The sequence below is a fragment of the Cryobacterium arcticum genome (genome assembly GCF_001679725.1).
GTDB classification, from domain to species: Bacteria; Actinomycetota; Actinomycetes; order Actinomycetales; family Microbacteriaceae; genus Cryobacterium; species Cryobacterium arcticum_A.
In genome coordinates this window covers 242653-258354 of sequence record NZ_CP016282.1, presented here as the reverse complement: position 1 = coordinate 258354, position 15702 = coordinate 242653, and the positions used below count along the sequence as shown (strand labels likewise).

Genomic DNA, 15702 nt, shown 5'->3' with positions numbered 1-15702 from the left:
ACAGCCTAAGCGCGTTCGGGGGTGTCGACCACCGGTTGTGAGCGTTCCATCAGGGCGGCATGCCGGTCGGCGAAAGACGTCACCGCCGATTCCAGTCCGGGGTCCTCCCCGCGGGCCAGACCCGCGTATTCGAGCCGCACCGAGCCATCCGCCTGTTCGATCGCCTTCACCCAGAGACGTCGGCGGGGCACGAACAGCGAGGTGAGCAGGCCTCCGAGCACGAGCACGGCGAAGAGCAGCACCCAGCCCTGAGTGGGGTCGTGGTGGATGTCGAACGAGGCGAACCGCGGAACCGAACCGGCGTAATCACCGGCGGCGGCATCCGGGGTGGCGTTCTCGAAGGTCACCGAGCCCAGCCCGTTGGGCAGCTCCTGGGTCTCCCCTGGCTTGAGTTCGAGCGGCTTGACGTCGCTCGTGCGGGTGGCCAGCGGCTCCATGGTGTCGGTGTCGAGCGCGTACACCGAGGAGGGCACACCGTCGTTGAGGCCGAGGTCGCCCGCGTACACGTTGAGCGTCAGCACCGGATAGGTGAGGTCGGGGAAGCTGGAGAAGTAGGAGCCCGTGGTGGTCTCGGCCTGGGTGGGGTAGAAGAACCCGACCAGGCCCACCTGCTGGGCCAGTCCATCGGGCACCTTCACGATGCCCAGCGATGTGAGGTTGGCGTCCTGCGGGAGGAACGGCACGGAGTCGGTGAACACCACGGTGCCGTTCGGGTCCTTCACCGTGATGGTGGGGGCGTAGCCGTTGCCGAGCAGGTAGATGCTGGTGCCGCTGGTGCGCAGCGGGTCGTTGACCCGCACCGCACCTGGCTGCGGCTCGCCGCCGCGCGGGGTCACCGTGACGCCGGCGGTGAAGTCGAGCGGCTGTCCGAAGGCGTCGAGGTTCTTTGTCTCATAGCTCACCTCGAAGTCGTCCAGGGTGAGCTTGTACGGGTCGAGACGGGTGTCGTTGAAGAACCGGCCCGGGTTGAACGAGTCGTAGGCAAGCAGCGTGTTGACGAAGGTCTGTCCCTCCACGAGCACCCGCTGGCCGCTGAAACCGAAGCCGCTGCCGAAGCCGACGACCACGAGCAGCCCCACCAGCGCGGAGTGGAAGACCAGGTTGCCGGTCTCGCGCATGTAGCCGCGCTCCGCCGACGCCGAGAACTCCCGGGGGCCGTCGAACAGGGCCACCCGGTAGCGCCCCTGCTTGAGCAGGGTGCGGGCGGATGCGACGGCGGTGGCGGCATCCGTGCCCGCCGGGGCGGTGCGGGTGGTGAAGCCCGCCAGCCGGGCCAGCCGGGCCGGCGTCTTGGGCGGCTTGGCGCGCAGCGCCTGCAGGTGGTGCTTGGTGCGCGGGATCACGCAGCCGATCAGGGAGATGAACAGCAACAGGTAGATCGAGGAGAACCAGGCCGACGAGTAGACGTCGAACGCCTGGATCTTGTCCAGAATCGGCGCGAGGTCGGGGTTGTCGGTGAAGTACTGGGTGACACCGTTCGGGTCGGAGCTGCGCTGGGGCACCAGCGAACCGGGCACTGCCGCGATGGCGAGCAAGAGCAGCAGGAACAGGGCGGTGCGCATGCTGGTGAGCTGACGCCAGAACCAGCGCAGGGTGCCCACGAAGCCGAGCTTCGGTTGGGTGATTCCGTCGCCGGACGGGGCCGGTGCCGAATCGATGTGGTCAGATGGCCGGGACATAGCTGCCAATCACCCCTTGCAGGTTCAGGAGCCAGACGTTCCACACGCCGCTCACCATGAGCACCCCGATAACGATCAGGAGCACGCCGCCGAACAGGTTGATCGCTCGGATATGGCGCTTGAGAAAGGCTACGGCCCCGGTGGCCCAGTTCAGACCCAGGGCGATCAGCAGGAACGGGATGCCCAGGCCGAGCGCGTAGAACAGTGCCAGCAGGCCGCCCTGCCAGGGCGATCCGGTGCTCAGGCTCAGCGAGTTGATGGCCGTGAGCGTGGGGCCCGTGCACGGAGTCCAGCCGACCGCGAAGACCGCGCCAAGCACCGGTGCGCCGGCCAGGCCCATCCTGGGGCGCCACGAGGTCTTGATGGTGCGCTGCATCGCACCGAACTGGCCCACGAAGACCAGGCCGAGCAGGATCACGATGGCGCCGGCGATGCGGGTGATCAGGTCGCGGTACTGGTTGAGCCAGAAGCCGGCGAAGCCGAACACCACGCCGGTGAGCACAAACACGAGGGTGAAACCGAGGATGAACAGGGCCACGCCGAGCAGGAGCCGGTTGCGGCCGCGGCGGGCGGACAACTTCGACCCCGCGCTCCCGTCGGCGAAACCGCCGATGTAGGCGAGGTAGCCGGGCACGAGCGGCAGGATGCAGGGTGACGCGAACGAGACCAGGCCGGCCAGCACTGCGATCGGGATCGCCAGGAACAGTTGCCCGCTGAAGACGATCTCGCCGAAGGGATTACCCACGCCTAGCCGTCCTCGGCAATCGCGTCGCTGATCAGGGTTTTCAGAATGCCCGGCGAGTTCACCTGGCCCAGGATGCGCGCGGCGACCCGGCCGGACGTGTCCAGCACCAGCGTGGTGGGCACGGCGTTCGGCGGGATGTTGCCGCTGAAGGCCAGCTGCATCCCGCCGTCGTCGACGTCCATCACCGACGGGTAGCTGATCTCGTAGGCCTCGTTGAAGGCGATGGCGCTGGCGGCCTGGTCGCGCACGTTCACGCCGAGGAAGCTGGCGCCGTTGTCGGCGAACTGCTCGCTGATGGCCTTGAGGTCTGGGGCCTCGGCGCGGCAGGGGGCGCAGCTGGCGTACCAGAAGTTGACCACGAGAACCTCACCGGCGTAGTCGGCGGAGGTGATGGTGGAGCCGTCTTCGAGGGTGCCGTCGAACTCCACGGGCTCGCCGCGCTCGTCAGCGGGGATCTCCGTGACGCTGCCGTCCCCGGCGATGTAGCCCTTGCTGTTGCCTTCCCGGTACTGATTGGCGAGGGAGTCGTCGCTGCTGCAGCCGCTGAGGGCGAGGGCAAGCGCCGCGAAGCCGGCCAGGATCGCCGGGATGCGGCGCGGTCGGCGGTTCATACTGCACCCACGTCGTTGGCGGGCACCAGGAGGGCGGCGGCAGGGCTCGAGTAGGCGACCTCGGCGGGCACGTTGCCGCGCAGGGTCAGGGTGGTGATGCTGGAGAGGTCGCAGCGGCGCTTGCGCGGGTCGTGCGCGAGACGCTCGCCGGCCAGGCTGCGGTGCACCATCCAGATCGGCAGTTGGTGGCTGACCAGCACCACGTCGCCGTCGTCCACGGAGTGGAAGGCGTCGTCGATCGCGGCGATCATCCGGGTGGAGATGGAGCGGAACGGTTCGCCCCAGCTGGGCCGGGCAGGGTTCACCAGGCTGGGCCAGTTGCGCGGGTCGCGGAGGGCGCCGCCGGGGCCGCGCATCCGTTTGCCCTCGAAGCGGTTGGCAGGTTCGATGAGGCGCTCGTCGAGGTTGATGGGCAGGCCGAAGGCCGCCATGATCGGGGCGGCGGACTCCTGGGTGCGCTGCAGTGGCGACGCGACCACCCGCACTACGGGGCGCGCACGGTCGACGAGGTCTGCGGCAGCCGCCTCGGCCATCTGCCGGCCCAAATCGGACAGCTTGAAGCCGGGAAGTCTGCCGTAAAGCACGCGTTCGGGGTTGAAAACCTCACCGTGACGCACGAGATGTACCTGGCTAGCTACCACGCAGTCCAGTCTACGGAGGGGTCACCCGCGAATTCGCCGAGAGCTGTGCGGCTAAACTTGCGGGGTGAATGCTCGCGTACTGATAAAGAATCTTGCCGCCCTCGACGACGGTCTCGTTTCCGTGTCCGGGTGGGTCGAAACCGTCCGGGACCAGAAGAAGGTGCAATTCGTCGTTCTGCGCGACGAATCGGGCGCGGTGCAGCTGGTCAATCCGCGCAGCACGGATGCCGAGGGTGTCGTCGTCGACGACGAGCCCGCCACCACCATCTCGGGCCTGTCCCAGGGCAGCTTCGTCACCGTCACCGGGCAGCTCAAGCACGATGAGCGGGTCAAGCTCGGCGGCATCGAGATCAAGCTCGAGTCGCTCGACGTTGTCACGCACGCCATCCCGGAGACCCCGATCGCGGCGGACTCCAGCCTGGACAAGCGCATGGACTGGCGCTTCCTCGACCTGCGTCAGCCCAAGTCGAACCTCATCTTCCGCATCCAGACCACGTTCGAGCACGCGCTGCGCACGTACTGGATCGAGCACGACTTCATCGAGCTGCACACCCCGAAGCTGATGGCCAGCGCGAGCGAGTCCCGCGCCGAGCTGTTCGAGGTGGAGTACTTCGACACCAAGGCCTACCTCGCGCAGAGCCCGCAGTTCTTCAAGCAAATGGCGCAGTCCTCTGGTTTCGGCAAGATCTTCGAGGTGGGGCCGGCGTTCCGGGCCGACCCGTCGTTCACCAGCCGGCACGCCACCGAGTTCACCAGCGTCGACTCCGAGATCAGCTGGATTGACAGCCACGAGGACGTCATGCAGCTGCACGAGGACCTGCTCGTGGCCGCGTTCACCGCGGTCAAGGCCAAGCACGGCGAAGAGGTGCTCGCGCTGTTCGGCGTCGAGGTCACCGTGCCGACCACGCCGTTCCCGCGCATCCCCCTGGCCGAGGCCAAGGAGATCGTGAAGAGCCGCGGCTACGAGGTTCCCCGCGACGACGACGACATGGACCCGGAGGGCGAGCGCCAGATCGCGGCCTACGTCGCCGAGACGTACGGGCACGAGTTCGTGTTCCTCACCGACTATGCGTCGAGCATCCGCCCGTTCTATCACATGCGCCACGAGGGCGACGCGAGCCTGACCAACAGCTACGACCTGATCTTCAACGGCACCGAGATCTCCACCGGCGCGCAGCGTGAGCACCGCATCGACGTGCTCACGGAGCAGGCCATCGAGAAGGGCGTGGACCCGGCCGAGATCGCCGGTTACCTCGACTTCTTCCGCTACGGCGTGCCGTCGCACGGTGGTTTCGGCATGGGCCTGGCCCGCGTGCTGATGCTGATGCTGCACCAGGCATCCATCCGCGAGGTCACCTACCTGTTCCGCGGCCCGACCCGCCTGGAGCCGTAACCCGCAACTCCCGCTTCACAAATCGCGCCTGTCCCCCGGACAGGCGCGATTTCGTGTTAACCCGCAAGACACCCTCGCCAACGCACCCATCTCGCTGGTCCGCGATAGGCGCTCAGCCGCACGTCGGGGGCTTTTGTATGCGAAACAGTCCCGTGAGTTGGCCGCGGCAGGCGATCGCGGAAAAGTTTTTCAGATTGACCAAACCTTTTCTGCCGGGGGGCCGAACCACCTGCATACCAAGCAACACCAGCACTACCAGCAACACCCCGCAGACCATCCCACAGCAAAGGAACACATCATGCGCAGCTTCACCAAGACCGCACTCGGACTGACCACCGCCGGCCTCCTCGTCGCCGGCCTCGCCGCCTGCTCCATGGACGAAGGCACGGCGTCGACGCCGTCCTCCAGCTCCTCCTCGAGCAGCAGCTCCGCCGAAGCCACCCCCACCCCGGTCGCCTCGATCCCCGCCCTCACCGGCGTCGACACCGCCGTCCTCCTGGACGCCGACTTCGCCGCAGCACTGACCAGCCTCGGCCTCACGCCCGGTACCGTCGGCACCGCCACCCTCGAAGAAGGCAGCCTGCACTTCCCCATCACCGGCGGAAACGTGGACTACTACGACCCGGCCGAAGATTACCGCCCCTACGTCCAGGGCAACATCGAGCACGAAGGCTCCGGCTTCTCCCTCACCGCCGGCGACACCGTCGTCGAACTGACCAACTTCACCATCGACCCCGGCACCTCGGAGCTCTTCGGAGACGTCACCGCCAACGGCGAGTCCGCCGCCACCCAGGTCAAGCTCTTCGACCTCTACGGCGGAACCCTCAAGCCCCTCCAGATGGACGGCGACAACGCCATCCTCACCGGCACCACCGTGCACATCTCCGCCGACGCCGCCGGCCTGCTCAACACCACCTTCGGCACCGACGCCATCGCCGACCAGCTCCTCGTCGGCATCGCCACCATCACCGTCAACACCAAGTAACACCCCGCAACACACCGCAGTACACAAGAACGGCCGAGCACACGCTCGGCCGTTCTTCTGCGTCACCGCACGACACACACGCACGTCACGGGGTCTCGACAAGCTCGACCGACGTGAGGGCACGACGATCCCGCAGGTCACGGGGTCTCGACAGGCTCGACCGACGTGTGGGCGCGACGATCCCGCAGGTCACGAGGGTCTCGACAGGCTCGACCCACGTGGGGGCGCGACGATCCCGCAGGTCACGGGGTCTCGACACGCTTGAACGACGAGGTGGGCCGTGCCGTTACACGACGAGGTCGACGGCCATCCGCTCGGCGGTGACCGACTTCACGTAGGCGCCCGCCTCGACGTGGGCCGGGTGCACCTGGTAGCGCGCCAACGCCGCCTCGTCGTCGTACTCCGCCACGAGGGCGATGTCCCAATTGGCTCCACCCACCACATCCGGGCCGATGCGCAGGGAGCGGATCTCCTCGATCACACCGACAAGACCGCCGAGCCTGGCCACCATCTGCGCCGCGTGCTCCGCCTTCTCGGCGGGGTCGGTGGCCGCCAGCCGCCACGACACGATATGCAGAATGGTCATCGAACCTCCAGGAGAGCGGTGTGCAAGCGCACCGGATCGATGCGCCAATAGTTGTGCACCCGGCCGTTGATGAGCAGCACCGGGATGTCCTCGACGAACCGCTCGTGCAACTCGGCGTCGTCGAGGATCGACTTCTCCTCGAGCAGCACGGTGGGCGCGCCCGCCTCGCTCTCCAGCTCGGCCAGCACCGTGGTCACCACGGCCCGGGCGTCGTCGCAGAGGTGGCAGCCGGGCTTGCCGATCAGGGTGAGATGCGCGGTGGACATGGCTCCAGCCTAAGCCGCGCCGACAACTGCACCTTGGGTAGACTCGACCGCAATGTCCGAAGAATCCGGCCCCCGCGCAATCGCGTTCTTCGACGTGGACAACACGCTGCTGCGCGGCGCCAGCCTCTATCACGTGGGCGTCGGCGCCTGGCGGATGCGGTTCATCTCGCTGGCCGATGTCATCGCGTTCGGCTGGAGCCAGACCCGGTTCCTGGCGGTCGGCGAGGACGGCGTGAACATCTCCCGGCTCCGGCTGCGCGCGATGGACATCATGACCGGGCGAACCCGTGACGAACTCGTCACCCTCAGCCACGAGATCTTCGACAGCCGACTCATCCAGCGGCTCTGGCCGGAGACCGTGGCCGTGGCCCGCGCCCACCTGACGGCGGGCCGCGAGGTATGGCTGGTCACCGCGACGGCTCAAGAAGTTGCCGACGTGATCGCGGAGCGCCTGGAACTGACGGGCGCGCTCGGCACTCGGCTCGCGACCGTCGACGGCATCTTCACGGGACAACTCGTCGACGGCATCTGCCACGGCAGCCGCAAAGCCGATGTGGCACGCGAGATCGCCCAGGCGCGCGAGATCGACCTGGCCCACTGCTGGGCGTACTCCGACTCGCACAACGACATCCCGTTGCTCGAGCTCGTCGGAAACCCGGTGGCGGTCAACCCGGATGCGACGCTGCGCCGTTATGCGGTCGCCCGCGGGTGGCCCATCATGCGCATGAAGGTGGCACAGCTCAAGGCCGCCGGCGCAAGCAAAAAGCGCTAGGTCACAGACCTAGCGCTCAGCTCATAAAAACGGCCGAGACCGTCTACTTCTTGTTACGACGCTGGTGGCGAGTCTTACGAAGCAGCTTGCGGTGCTTCTTCTTCGCCATACGCTTGCGTCGCTTCTTGATTACAGAACCCACACGGACCTCACAAAGATTTGGTTTAGCCGCGGGATTCGCGACCGACACGAAAACCCCATTCTAACGGATAAAGAAAGTCCCGTCCGACTCACTTCCCCCACGAGTGGGTTCGATGGCCCTCAGAACGGCCGCTTCGGGCACCCGGAACGAGCGTCCGAAGCGCACGGCGGGCAACTGTCCGGCGTGCACAAGGCGGTACACGGTCATCCGGGAGACCCTCATGACATCCGCGACCTCGGCGACGGTGAGGAAGCGCAGGTCATCCAACCGCGGGTCGGGAAGCTCGCGTGACATGGGCGGCTCCCTCGGGGCTCGGCGGGGCTGGTGTCGTCACTGTAGAGCGAACCCCGCCGGCTCGCTAGTCGTTCTTACGCCACTTCTTGACGCTCTTGGTCACCGTCGAGTCCTTGACGGCGTGCGACATCTGGAACGACGTGTCAGCGAACGCCTTGCCGATGGCGGCGGCAAAGGCACGCTGCTCGTCCTTGAGCACCTCGGTCTCGTCGGCGGCGGTGGTATCGACGTCGATGCTGAGGAACGGGATCAGCCAATCCTCGATCTCCTCGAGCGGCGCGTAGTCGAGGTGGTAGTAGCGGTGCTGCCCCTCTTCGCGCACGCCGACCAGGCCGGCCTCACGCAGCACCTTGAGGTGCTTGGAGACCGTCGGCTGGCTCAGGCCGAGGGAATTGACGATGTCGGAAACGCTCAGTTCCCCCTGGGCAGCGCTGGACTGGTTGTAGCGCTCGAGGAGAATGCGTAAGATATCGCGTCGGGTCGAGTCCGCCACCACGCCAAAGATGTCTGCCATGCCCCAAGGCTAGTCATTCCCGGTGCGGGTACCATGACAACTTGTCATCGACCACCATCCAGTTCGGGGATTCGAGTGAAGACGCAAACCCCTAACGCCCGGTTCAGCAGCCATTCCAACACCTGGTACGGACGCATCCGCGATTCTGTCGATGGGATCGTGCGCAAGTCGCCGTCCCGGTTCGCGCTGTTCGTGTTCACCGCACTGATCCTGCTCTTCACCCTGCTGTTCTCCTTGCCGATTGCCTCCGCTGGCGACACGGAAACCCCGCTGCACGACGCCGTGTTCACTGCCGTGTCGGTGATTTGCGTCACCGGCCTGAGCACGGTGGACATGGCCACGCACTGGTCGGCATTCGGCAACGTTCTCGTCGTCGTCGGCGTCAACATCGGCGGCATGGGGGTGCTGACCCTGGCATCCCTGATGGGCCTGGTCATCTCCCGCCGCCTGGGCCTGCGCGCCAAGCTCATGGCGGCCAGCGACTCGAACCCGTCGCGCATCCACATGGGCCCGGTCAATGAGGGTCAGGCCGTGCGGCTCGGTGAGGTCGGCAGCCTGCTGCTCACGGTGGCCATCAGCACTCTGGCCATCGAGGCGGCCGTCGCCCTGCTCTTGTTCCCGCGGATGCTGATCGACGGCGTGCCCACCGGCGAGGCCCTCTGGCAGAGCATCTATTACGCCGCGATGGCCTTCACCAACACCGGGTTCAGCCCGAATGCGGAGGGCATCGGCCAGTTCGCCAATGACTACTGGTTCCTCGGCGCCCTGATGACCGGCGTGTTCCTGGGCAGCCTGGGCTTCCCGGTGCTGATGACCTTCGCCAGGCACTGGCGCACACCCCGTCGCTGGTCGGTGCACGTGAAGCTCACCCTTTGGACTACGGTTCTGCTGCTGGTCATCGGCATGATCTTCTACATCATTCTGGAGTTCGACAACCCGAAGACCTTTGGGTCCTTGAACGCCGGCGACACCATCTTCCAATCCATGTTCATGTCGGTGATGACCCGGTCCGGCGGTTTCGCCACCATCGACATCGCCGACCTGCACGGTTCCAGCCTGCTGCTCAGCGACATGCTGATGTTCATCGGTGGCGGCTCGGCCTCCACCGCCGGCGGCATCAAGGTGACCACCCTCGCGGTGCTGTTCCTGGCCGCCTTCGCCGAGGCCCAGGGCAAGGAGCAGATGGAGGCCTTCGGCCGCCGCATCCCCAGCGACATCCTGCGCCTGGCGGTCAGCGTGGTGCTGTGGGGCGCGACCACGGTCGCCGTGTCGAGCATCCTGATCCTGCACATCTCCAAGCAGGCGCTTGACGTCGTGCTTTTTGATGTGATCTCGGCGTTCGCGACCGTGGGGCTGTCGACGGGGCTGACCGCCGAGCTGCCACCCGAGGGGGTCTACGTTCTGGCCGCGACGATGTTCATGGGCCGGGTTGGTACAGTGACTCTCGCGGCGGCGCTGGCAGCGAGCCAAAGCAGACAGTTGTTCAAACGCCCCGAGGAAAGGCCCATCGTTGGTTGACCGGATCAAGCACGACGCCCCCGTTCTGATCATTGGACTGGGTCGGTTCGGTGCCGCGACTGCCGGCAAGCTCGACCGTCTGGGCCGTGAGGTCCTCGCCGTGGACAGCAGCGAGGCGCTCGTGCAGAAGTGGTCCGAGCGGGTCACCCACGCCGTGCAGGCCGACGCCAAGTCCATCGACGCGCTCCGCCAGATCGGCGCCCAGGACTTCTCGGTGGCCGTGTGCGCCGTGGGCTCGTCGGTGGAGGCCAGCGTGCTCATCGTCGCTAACCTCGTCGACCTGCAGATTCCGCAGATCTGGGCGAAGGCCATCTCCCAGTCGCACGGCAAGATCCTCGAGCGCATCGGCGCCAACCACGTGATCTACCCCGAGGCCGACTCCGGCGAGCGCGTCGCGCACCTGGTGTCGGGGCGGATGCTGGACTTCATCGAATTCGATGATGACTTCGCGCTCGTGAAGATGTACCCGCCCAAGCCGATCCGCGGGCTCAACCTCACCGAGTCCGGCGTGCGCACCAAGCACAAGGTCACGGTCGTGGGCGTGAAGAGCCCCGGCCGGCCGTTCACCTACGCCACTGCCGAGACCGTCGTGTCCAATCACGACCTCATCATCGTCGCCGGCACCGAGGGCGACATCGAGCGTTTCGCGGCCCTCGGCTCCTAACCACGCGCCGGTTGAGCCTGTCGAAACCCGGCGCAACCACACGCCGGTTGAGCTTGTCGAAACCCGGTGACGTGCGTTCAGAGGCCGGCCCACGAGGTCTCGACAAGCTCGACCGACGTACTGGTCGCGACCCATAAAGCCGTCGCGACCACACGGTGGTTGAGCTTGTCGAAACCCAGTGACGAGCGTTCAGAGGCCGGCCCACGAGGTCTCGACAAGCTCGACCGACGTACTGGTCGCGACCACACGGTGGTTGAGCTTGTCGAAACCCGGTGACGTGCGTTCAGAAGCCGGCCCACGAGGTCTCGACAAGCTCGACCGACGTACTGGTCGCGACCACACGCCGGTTGAGCTTGTCGAAACCCGGTGACGTGCGTTCAGAGGCCGGCCCACGAGGTCTCGACAAGCTCGACCGACGTACTGGTCGCGACCACACGGTGGTTGAGCCTGTCGAAACCCAGTGACGAGCATTCAGAGGCCGGGCCACGAGGTCTCGACAAGCTCGACCGACGTACTGGTCGCGACTCATAAAGCCGTCGCGACCACACGGTGGTTGAGCTTGTCGAAACCCGGTGACGTGCGTTCAGAGGCCGGCCCACGAGGTCTCGACAAGCTCGACCGACGTACTGGTCGCGACCCATGAAACGGGCGCGACCACACGCTGGTTGAGCCTGCCGAAACCCAGTGACGAGCGTTCAGAGGCCGGCCCACGAGGTCTCGACAAGCTCGACCGACGTACTGGTCGCGACCCATAAAGCCGTCGCGACCACACGGTGGTTGAGCTTGTCGAAACCCGGTGACGTGCGTTCAGAGGCCGGCCCACGGGGTCTCGACAAGCTCGACCGACGTACTGGTCGCGACCACACGGTGGTTGAGCTTGTCGAAACCTGGTGACGTGCGCTCAGAGACCGGCCCACGAGGTCTCGACAAGCTCGACCGACGTACTGGTCGCGACCCATGAAATGGTCGCGACCACACGCTGGTTGAGCTTGTCGAAACCTGGGGAGGCGGCGCTTAGGACGCGGCGAGCTCCCGGGCCCGCGCCAGCGCGGCATCCGTGGCCCGGTCGAACAGCTCCTTGAGCCCCCCGGTCTCGAGCTGCTGCACGGCCCGCTCGGTGGTGCCTTTGGGGCTCGTCACCTGGCGGCGCAGCTCGGTGGGCGTGAGGTCGGAGACGGCCAGCAGCGCGCTCGCGCCGAGGAACGTGCCGTTGACCATGGTGGCTGCCTCGGCTGGCGTGAACCCCTTGTCGATGGCCGTCAGGGTGAGCTGCTCGATGAGGTAGAAGACATACGCCGGACCGGACCCGGAAATGGTGCTCAGCGCGTCGATCTTGTCTTCGGACACCACCAGTACCTCCCCCACGGTTTCGAACAACGCCGTCGCCAGCGCCATCTGCTCGGCCGTGGACCGGGTGCCGGCGCTCAGCCCGGTAACAGCCATGCCCACCACGGCTGGCGTGTTCGGCATCGACCGGATCACGGCCACCGTCGCGGGCAGGTGCTTCTCGAAGGTGGCGATGGTCACGCCAGCCGCGACGCTCACGACAAGGGTGCCCGGCTCAAGGCTGTCGGCGATCTCGGCGAGCAGGTCGGGCACCATGGCGGGCTTGACCGCCACGATCACGATGCCCGCGCCGGCCACGGCGAGCCGGTTGGCGTCGGGCTCCGTCTCGGTGGCCCAGGCCGTCACACCCGTGGTGCCGGCCAGTTCGGCGGCCTTGGCGGCCGACCGGTTGGTGGTGCGGATGCCGCCGGTCACCGTGACCGTGGGCTTGAGCAGGCCCGCTAAGACCGCCCTGGCCATCGATCCGGCGCCCAGGAAGGCGATGGCGGGCAGGGTGACGGGTGCGGTCGAAGTCATCTCCCCAGTGTAGTTTTCGGCACGGTTTCCGCGGTTCTCGGGGCAGGGCGACGGTTCTAGGATTGGTCGCATGAGCGCATCAGGCGGAAACAAGGCGATTGTGGCGGCACTGCTCGCCAACCTCGGCATCGCGATCACCAAGTTCATCGCCTGGTTCGTATCGGGGTCGTCCTCGATGCTGGCCGAGGGCGTGCACTCGCTCGCCGACTCGGGCAACCAGATCCTGCTGCTGATCGGCGGACGCAAGTCGAAGAAGGCGGCCGACGCCGAGCATCCGTTCGGTTACGGCCGCGAACGTTACGTGTACGCCTTCGTGGTGTCGATCATCCTGTTCTCCGTCGGCGGCGTGTTCTCGATCTACGAAGGCATCGAGAAGCTGCAGAACCCGCACGAACTCGAGAACGCCTGGTTGCCGATCCTGGTGCTGCTCGTGGCGATCGGCCTGGAGTCGTTCTCGCTGCGCACCGCGGTGAAGGAGTCCAACCACACCCGCAAGAACGAGAGCTGGGTGCAGTTCATCCGGCACGCCAAGGCCCCCGAACTCCCCGTCGTGCTGCTCGAAGACGTCGCGGCCCTCACCGGCCTGATGCTGGCGCTGGGCGGCGTGGGCCTCACCGTGGTCACCGGCGACGCCACCTGGGACGCCGTCGGCACCCTCGGCATCGGCGTGCTGCTTGTGCTGGTGGCCATCGTGCTGGGCATCGAGACCAAAAGCCTGCTGGTGGGCGAGGGCGCCAGCGTCAAGGATGTCGACGCCATCAAGTCCGCCATCCTGGCCGGCCCGGAGACGAAGAACCTCATCCACCTCAAGACGCTCTACCTCGGCCCGGACGAGCTGCTCGTCGCCGCCAAGCTCTCCTTCGACTCCGGGCAACGGTTCTCCGATGTCGCCGCGGGGATCGACACCATCGAAGCGCGCATCCGGGAGGCCGTGCCCAGTGCCCGCGTCATCTACCTCGAACCCGATCTCTATATCGACCCGGCCACGGTGAATCCGCCCACCGACGCGATCGTCATCAAGGGCCGCGAATGAGCGCGGGCCCCGTCGCCCTGGTCCTGCGGCACGCCGACGACATCCACCTGGGCAACCTGGAGCCGGTGCTGATCGAGCACGGCTACAGCGTGCGCTACGTCGACACCCTCACCGACGGCGTTCGGCAGATCGACCCGGCCGAGGCCGACCTTCTCGTGGTGCTCGGCGGCGAGATGGGCGTCTACCAGACCGACCAGTTCCCGGTGCTGGCCGACGAGGTGGGCCTGCTCGCCGGCCGACTGGCCGCCCGGCGCCCGATCTTCGGCGTGTGCCTGGGGGCCCAGCTGATGGCCAGCGCCCTCGGCTCCCCCGTCTACCGGGGTCCGAGCAACGAGATCGGTTTCCGCCTGGTGCAGCCCACCGAGGCCGGCCTCGACTCGCCCCTGCGGTATGTCAGCGGCATCCCGGTGATGCAGTGGCACAGCGACACCTTCGACCTGCCCGAGGGCACCACCCGGCTGGCCGGGTCGGATGCGTACGGCAACGAGGCCTTCGCTATTGAGGACTGGGCGCTGGCGGTGCAGTTCCACCCCGAGCTGACCGCCGAGATGCACGAGACCTGGCTGGCCTCCTCCACCGTGGAGCTCGACGCGGAGGGGCTGGACGCCGACACACTGCGGCGGGACCGCGCCGAGCACTCCGACGCGATGCAGGCGGCATCCCGGGCCCTGTTCAGTGAGTGGCTGGCGGCGTTGCCGGGCGGGGCGCAGCCGGGCGGCGCAGCGGATCCTCGAAGAACTCCCTGAGCACTCGTCCGCACTCAACCTCGGCCACCCCGGACACCACTTCGACCCGGTGGTTGAGCCGGCGGTCGCGCAGCACGTCGTAGAGCGACCCGGCGGCGCCGGCCTTCTCGTCCCACGCGCCGAAAACCACCCGGGCCACCCGGGCCGCCACGATCGCGCCCGCGCACATCACACAGGGCTCCAGGGTCACCACCAGGGTGCAGTCGGTGAGGTGCCAGTCCCCCAGCGCAGCGGCAGCCTCGCGGATGGCCACCACCTCGGCGTGCAGGGTGGGATCCTGGTGCAGCTCCCGCTCGTTGCGCCCGCGGCCGATCACCCGGCCGGCCGGATCCAGCACCACCGCGCCGACCGGAACGTCGCCGCCGACCAGGGCGTCCTGTGCCTCGTGGAGGGCCAGGCGCATCCACGCTTCGTGTTCGTCGCTGTGCCGCACCACATCACCTCTTCCCGGGCGCCCGACTAGAGCCGCGGACCCGCGTGAACTAGTAGATTGAGCCTATGCGAGTCCACGTAGCCGACCATCCGCTCATCACCCACAAGCTCACGGTGTTGCGTGACCAGAGCACCTCGTCGCCGATGTTCCGCGCGCTGGTGGAAGAGCTGATGACCCTGCTCGCGTACGAGGGCACCCGGGGCGTTCGCGTGGACGAGGTGACCGTGCAGACGCCCGTGTCGCTCGCCCGCGGTGTGAAGATCAGCGACCCCAAGCCCCTGGTTGTTCCGATCTTGCGCGCCGGGCTCGGCATGCTCGAGGGCATGGTCAAGCTGCTCCCCACTGCCGAGGTCGGATTCCTGGGCATGGCCCGCAATGAAGAGACCCTGCAGCCCACCACCTACGCCGAGCGTCTGCCCGACGACCTCTCCGACCGCCAGTGTTTCGTGCTCGACCCGATGCTGGCCACCGGCGGCTCCTTGATCGCAGCGATCGAGTTCCTCTTCGACCGCGGCGCCGTCGACGTCACGGCCATCTGCATCCTCGCCGCCCCTGAGGGCCTCGCCGCCGTCGAGAAGGCGCTGGCGGGCCGCGAGGTCACCATCGTGCTCGGCGCGGTGGACGAACGCCTCGACGAGCACGGCTACATCGTTCCCGGCCTCGGCGACGCCGGTGACCGCCTCTACGGCCTGGTCTGACCCAGCACTCCGCAGATCCTGCGACGGGCGACGCGCCGACCGCAGTTAGATTCACAAAACTTTGAAAAACTTCATTTGAGGGCCGCTTTCTTTGAGAAAGCGGCCCTTTGTGCGAGATC

19 protein-coding genes are annotated in these 15702 nt (G+C 67.0%); 8 read left to right on the top strand and 11 right to left on the bottom strand.

Annotated features, from left to right (window positions below):
• Window positions 1–5: 5 nt before the first annotated feature.
• The 4 genes from resB to PA27867_RS01200 are packed head-to-tail and all read right to left on the bottom strand — an operon-like array spanning window position 6 to window position 3676.
• Window positions 6–1679, bottom strand: coding sequence for a cytochrome c biogenesis protein ResB (gene resB, locus PA27867_RS01215; RefSeq protein ID WP_066592069.1), 1674 nt, complete (start codon window positions 1677–1679; stop codon window positions 6–8).
• Window positions 1663–2424: a cytochrome c biogenesis CcdA family protein gene (locus PA27867_RS01210; RefSeq protein WP_066592067.1), complete on the bottom strand. Its 762-nt coding sequence runs from the start codon at window positions 2422–2424 to the stop codon at window positions 1663–1665. Before PA27867_RS01210 ends, resB begins: the two co-directional genes overlap by 17 nt.
• A 2-nt stretch (window positions 2425–2426) precedes the next feature.
• Entirely contained in the window at window positions 2427–3035 is a 609-nt protein-coding gene (locus PA27867_RS01205; RefSeq protein ID WP_066592065.1) for a TlpA family protein disulfide reductase, read from the bottom strand.
• On the bottom strand, window positions 3032–3676 hold the full coding sequence (locus PA27867_RS01200; RefSeq protein ID WP_066592062.1) for a histidine phosphatase family protein: 645 nt from the start codon (window positions 3674–3676) through the stop codon (window positions 3032–3034). The genes PA27867_RS01205 and PA27867_RS01200 overlap by 4 nt, the downstream gene beginning before the upstream one ends.
• Window positions 3677–3755: 79 nt before the next feature.
• On the opposite strand from PA27867_RS01200, the gene aspS reads away from it, so the two are divergent.
• Entirely contained in the window at window positions 3756–5069 is a 1314-nt protein-coding gene (aspS, locus tag PA27867_RS01195) for an aspartate--tRNA(Asn) ligase (RefSeq protein ID WP_084021336.1), read from the top strand.
• A gap of 298 nt (window positions 5070–5367) precedes the next feature.
• Window positions 5368–6054, top strand: coding sequence for a hypothetical protein (locus PA27867_RS01190; protein WP_066592057.1), 687 nt, complete (start codon window positions 5368–5370; stop codon window positions 6052–6054).
• 286 nt (window positions 6055–6340) lie between these two features.
• Here the strand turns inward: PA27867_RS01190 and PA27867_RS01185 are convergent, their stop codons facing one another.
• Entirely contained in the window at window positions 6341–6640 is a 300-nt protein-coding gene (locus PA27867_RS01185; RefSeq protein WP_066592055.1) for a Dabb family protein, read from the bottom strand.
• The gene (locus tag PA27867_RS01180) at window positions 6637–6906 is read right to left on the bottom strand and encodes a glutaredoxin family protein (protein WP_066592054.1); all 270 of its coding nucleotides are present in this window, start codon (window positions 6904–6906) and stop codon (window positions 6637–6639) included. Before PA27867_RS01180 ends, PA27867_RS01185 begins: the two co-directional genes overlap by 4 nt.
• A gap of 52 nt (window positions 6907–6958) precedes the next feature.
• Here PA27867_RS01180 and PA27867_RS01175 point away from each other — a divergent pair, with 52 nt between their 5' ends.
• On the top strand, window positions 6959–7678 hold the full coding sequence (locus PA27867_RS01175; protein WP_066592044.1) for an HAD family hydrolase: 720 nt from the start codon (window positions 6959–6961) through the stop codon (window positions 7676–7678).
• Window positions 7679–7721: 43 nt separating this feature from the next.
• Here the strand turns inward: PA27867_RS01175 and PA27867_RS20085 are convergent, their stop codons facing one another.
• The 3 genes from PA27867_RS20085 to PA27867_RS01165 all read right to left on the bottom strand — a co-directional run bounded on the left by PA27867_RS20085 (window position 7722) and on the right by PA27867_RS01165 (window position 8628).
• Entirely contained in the window at window positions 7722–7820 is a 99-nt protein-coding gene (locus tag PA27867_RS20085) for a 30S ribosomal protein bS22 (RefSeq protein WP_003792170.1), read from the bottom strand.
• Between the two features lie 60 nt (window positions 7821–7880).
• The gene (locus PA27867_RS01170; RefSeq protein WP_066592041.1) at window positions 7881–8114 is read right to left on the bottom strand and encodes a helix-turn-helix domain-containing protein; all 234 of its coding nucleotides are present in this window, start codon (window positions 8112–8114) and stop codon (window positions 7881–7883) included.
• 64 nt (window positions 8115–8178) lie between these two features.
• Window positions 8179–8628: an ArsR/SmtB family transcription factor gene (locus PA27867_RS01165; RefSeq protein WP_066592039.1), complete on the bottom strand. Its 450-nt coding sequence runs from the start codon at window positions 8626–8628 to the stop codon at window positions 8179–8181.
• 75 nt (window positions 8629–8703) lie between these two features.
• On the opposite strand from PA27867_RS01165, the gene PA27867_RS01160 reads away from it, so the two are divergent.
• Together PA27867_RS01160 and PA27867_RS01155 are read left to right on the top strand one after the other, a co-directional pair.
• The gene (locus PA27867_RS01160; RefSeq protein WP_066592037.1) at window positions 8704–10146 is read left to right on the top strand and encodes a TrkH family potassium uptake protein; all 1443 of its coding nucleotides are present in this window, start codon (window positions 8704–8706) and stop codon (window positions 10144–10146) included.
• Window positions 10139–10810 carry a potassium channel family protein gene (locus tag PA27867_RS01155; RefSeq protein ID WP_066592031.1) on the top strand — a complete coding sequence of 224 codons (672 nt, stop codon included), beginning with the start codon at window positions 10139–10141 and terminating at the stop codon, window positions 10808–10810. Before PA27867_RS01160 ends, PA27867_RS01155 begins: the two co-directional genes overlap by 8 nt.
• Window positions 10811–11824: 1014 nt before the next feature.
• Here PA27867_RS01155 and proC read toward each other — a convergent pair.
• Complete coding sequence (proC, locus tag PA27867_RS01150) at window positions 11825–12673, bottom strand: pyrroline-5-carboxylate reductase (RefSeq protein ID WP_066592026.1); 849 nt, start codon at window positions 12671–12673, stop codon at window positions 11825–11827.
• Between the two features lie 70 nt (window positions 12674–12743).
• Between proC and PA27867_RS01145 the strand changes: the two genes are divergently transcribed.
• Both PA27867_RS01145 and PA27867_RS01140 read left to right on the top strand, forming a co-directional pair.
• Window positions 12744–13706 carry a cation diffusion facilitator family transporter gene (locus PA27867_RS01145; protein WP_066592024.1) on the top strand — a complete coding sequence of 321 codons (963 nt, stop codon included), beginning with the start codon at window positions 12744–12746 and terminating at the stop codon, window positions 13704–13706.
• On the top strand, window positions 13703–14452 hold the full coding sequence (locus PA27867_RS01140; protein ID WP_066592022.1) for a glutamine amidotransferase-related protein: 750 nt from the start codon (window positions 13703–13705) through the stop codon (window positions 14450–14452). The genes PA27867_RS01145 and PA27867_RS01140 overlap by 4 nt, the downstream gene beginning before the upstream one ends.
• On the opposite strand, the gene tadA is transcribed toward PA27867_RS01140, so the two are convergent.
• Window positions 14379–14888 (bottom strand): tRNA adenosine(34) deaminase TadA, encoded by a 510-nt coding sequence (gene tadA / locus PA27867_RS01135; protein ID WP_257784139.1) that lies wholly within the window; start codon window positions 14886–14888, stop codon window positions 14379–14381. The genes PA27867_RS01140 and tadA overlap by 74 nt on opposite strands.
• Before the next feature lie 62 nt (window positions 14889–14950).
• Here tadA and upp point away from each other — a divergent pair, with 62 nt between their 5' ends.
• Window positions 14951–15583, top strand: coding sequence for a uracil phosphoribosyltransferase (gene upp, locus PA27867_RS01130; protein WP_066592016.1), 633 nt, complete (start codon window positions 14951–14953; stop codon window positions 15581–15583).
• Window positions 15584–15702: the final 119 nt, after the last annotated feature.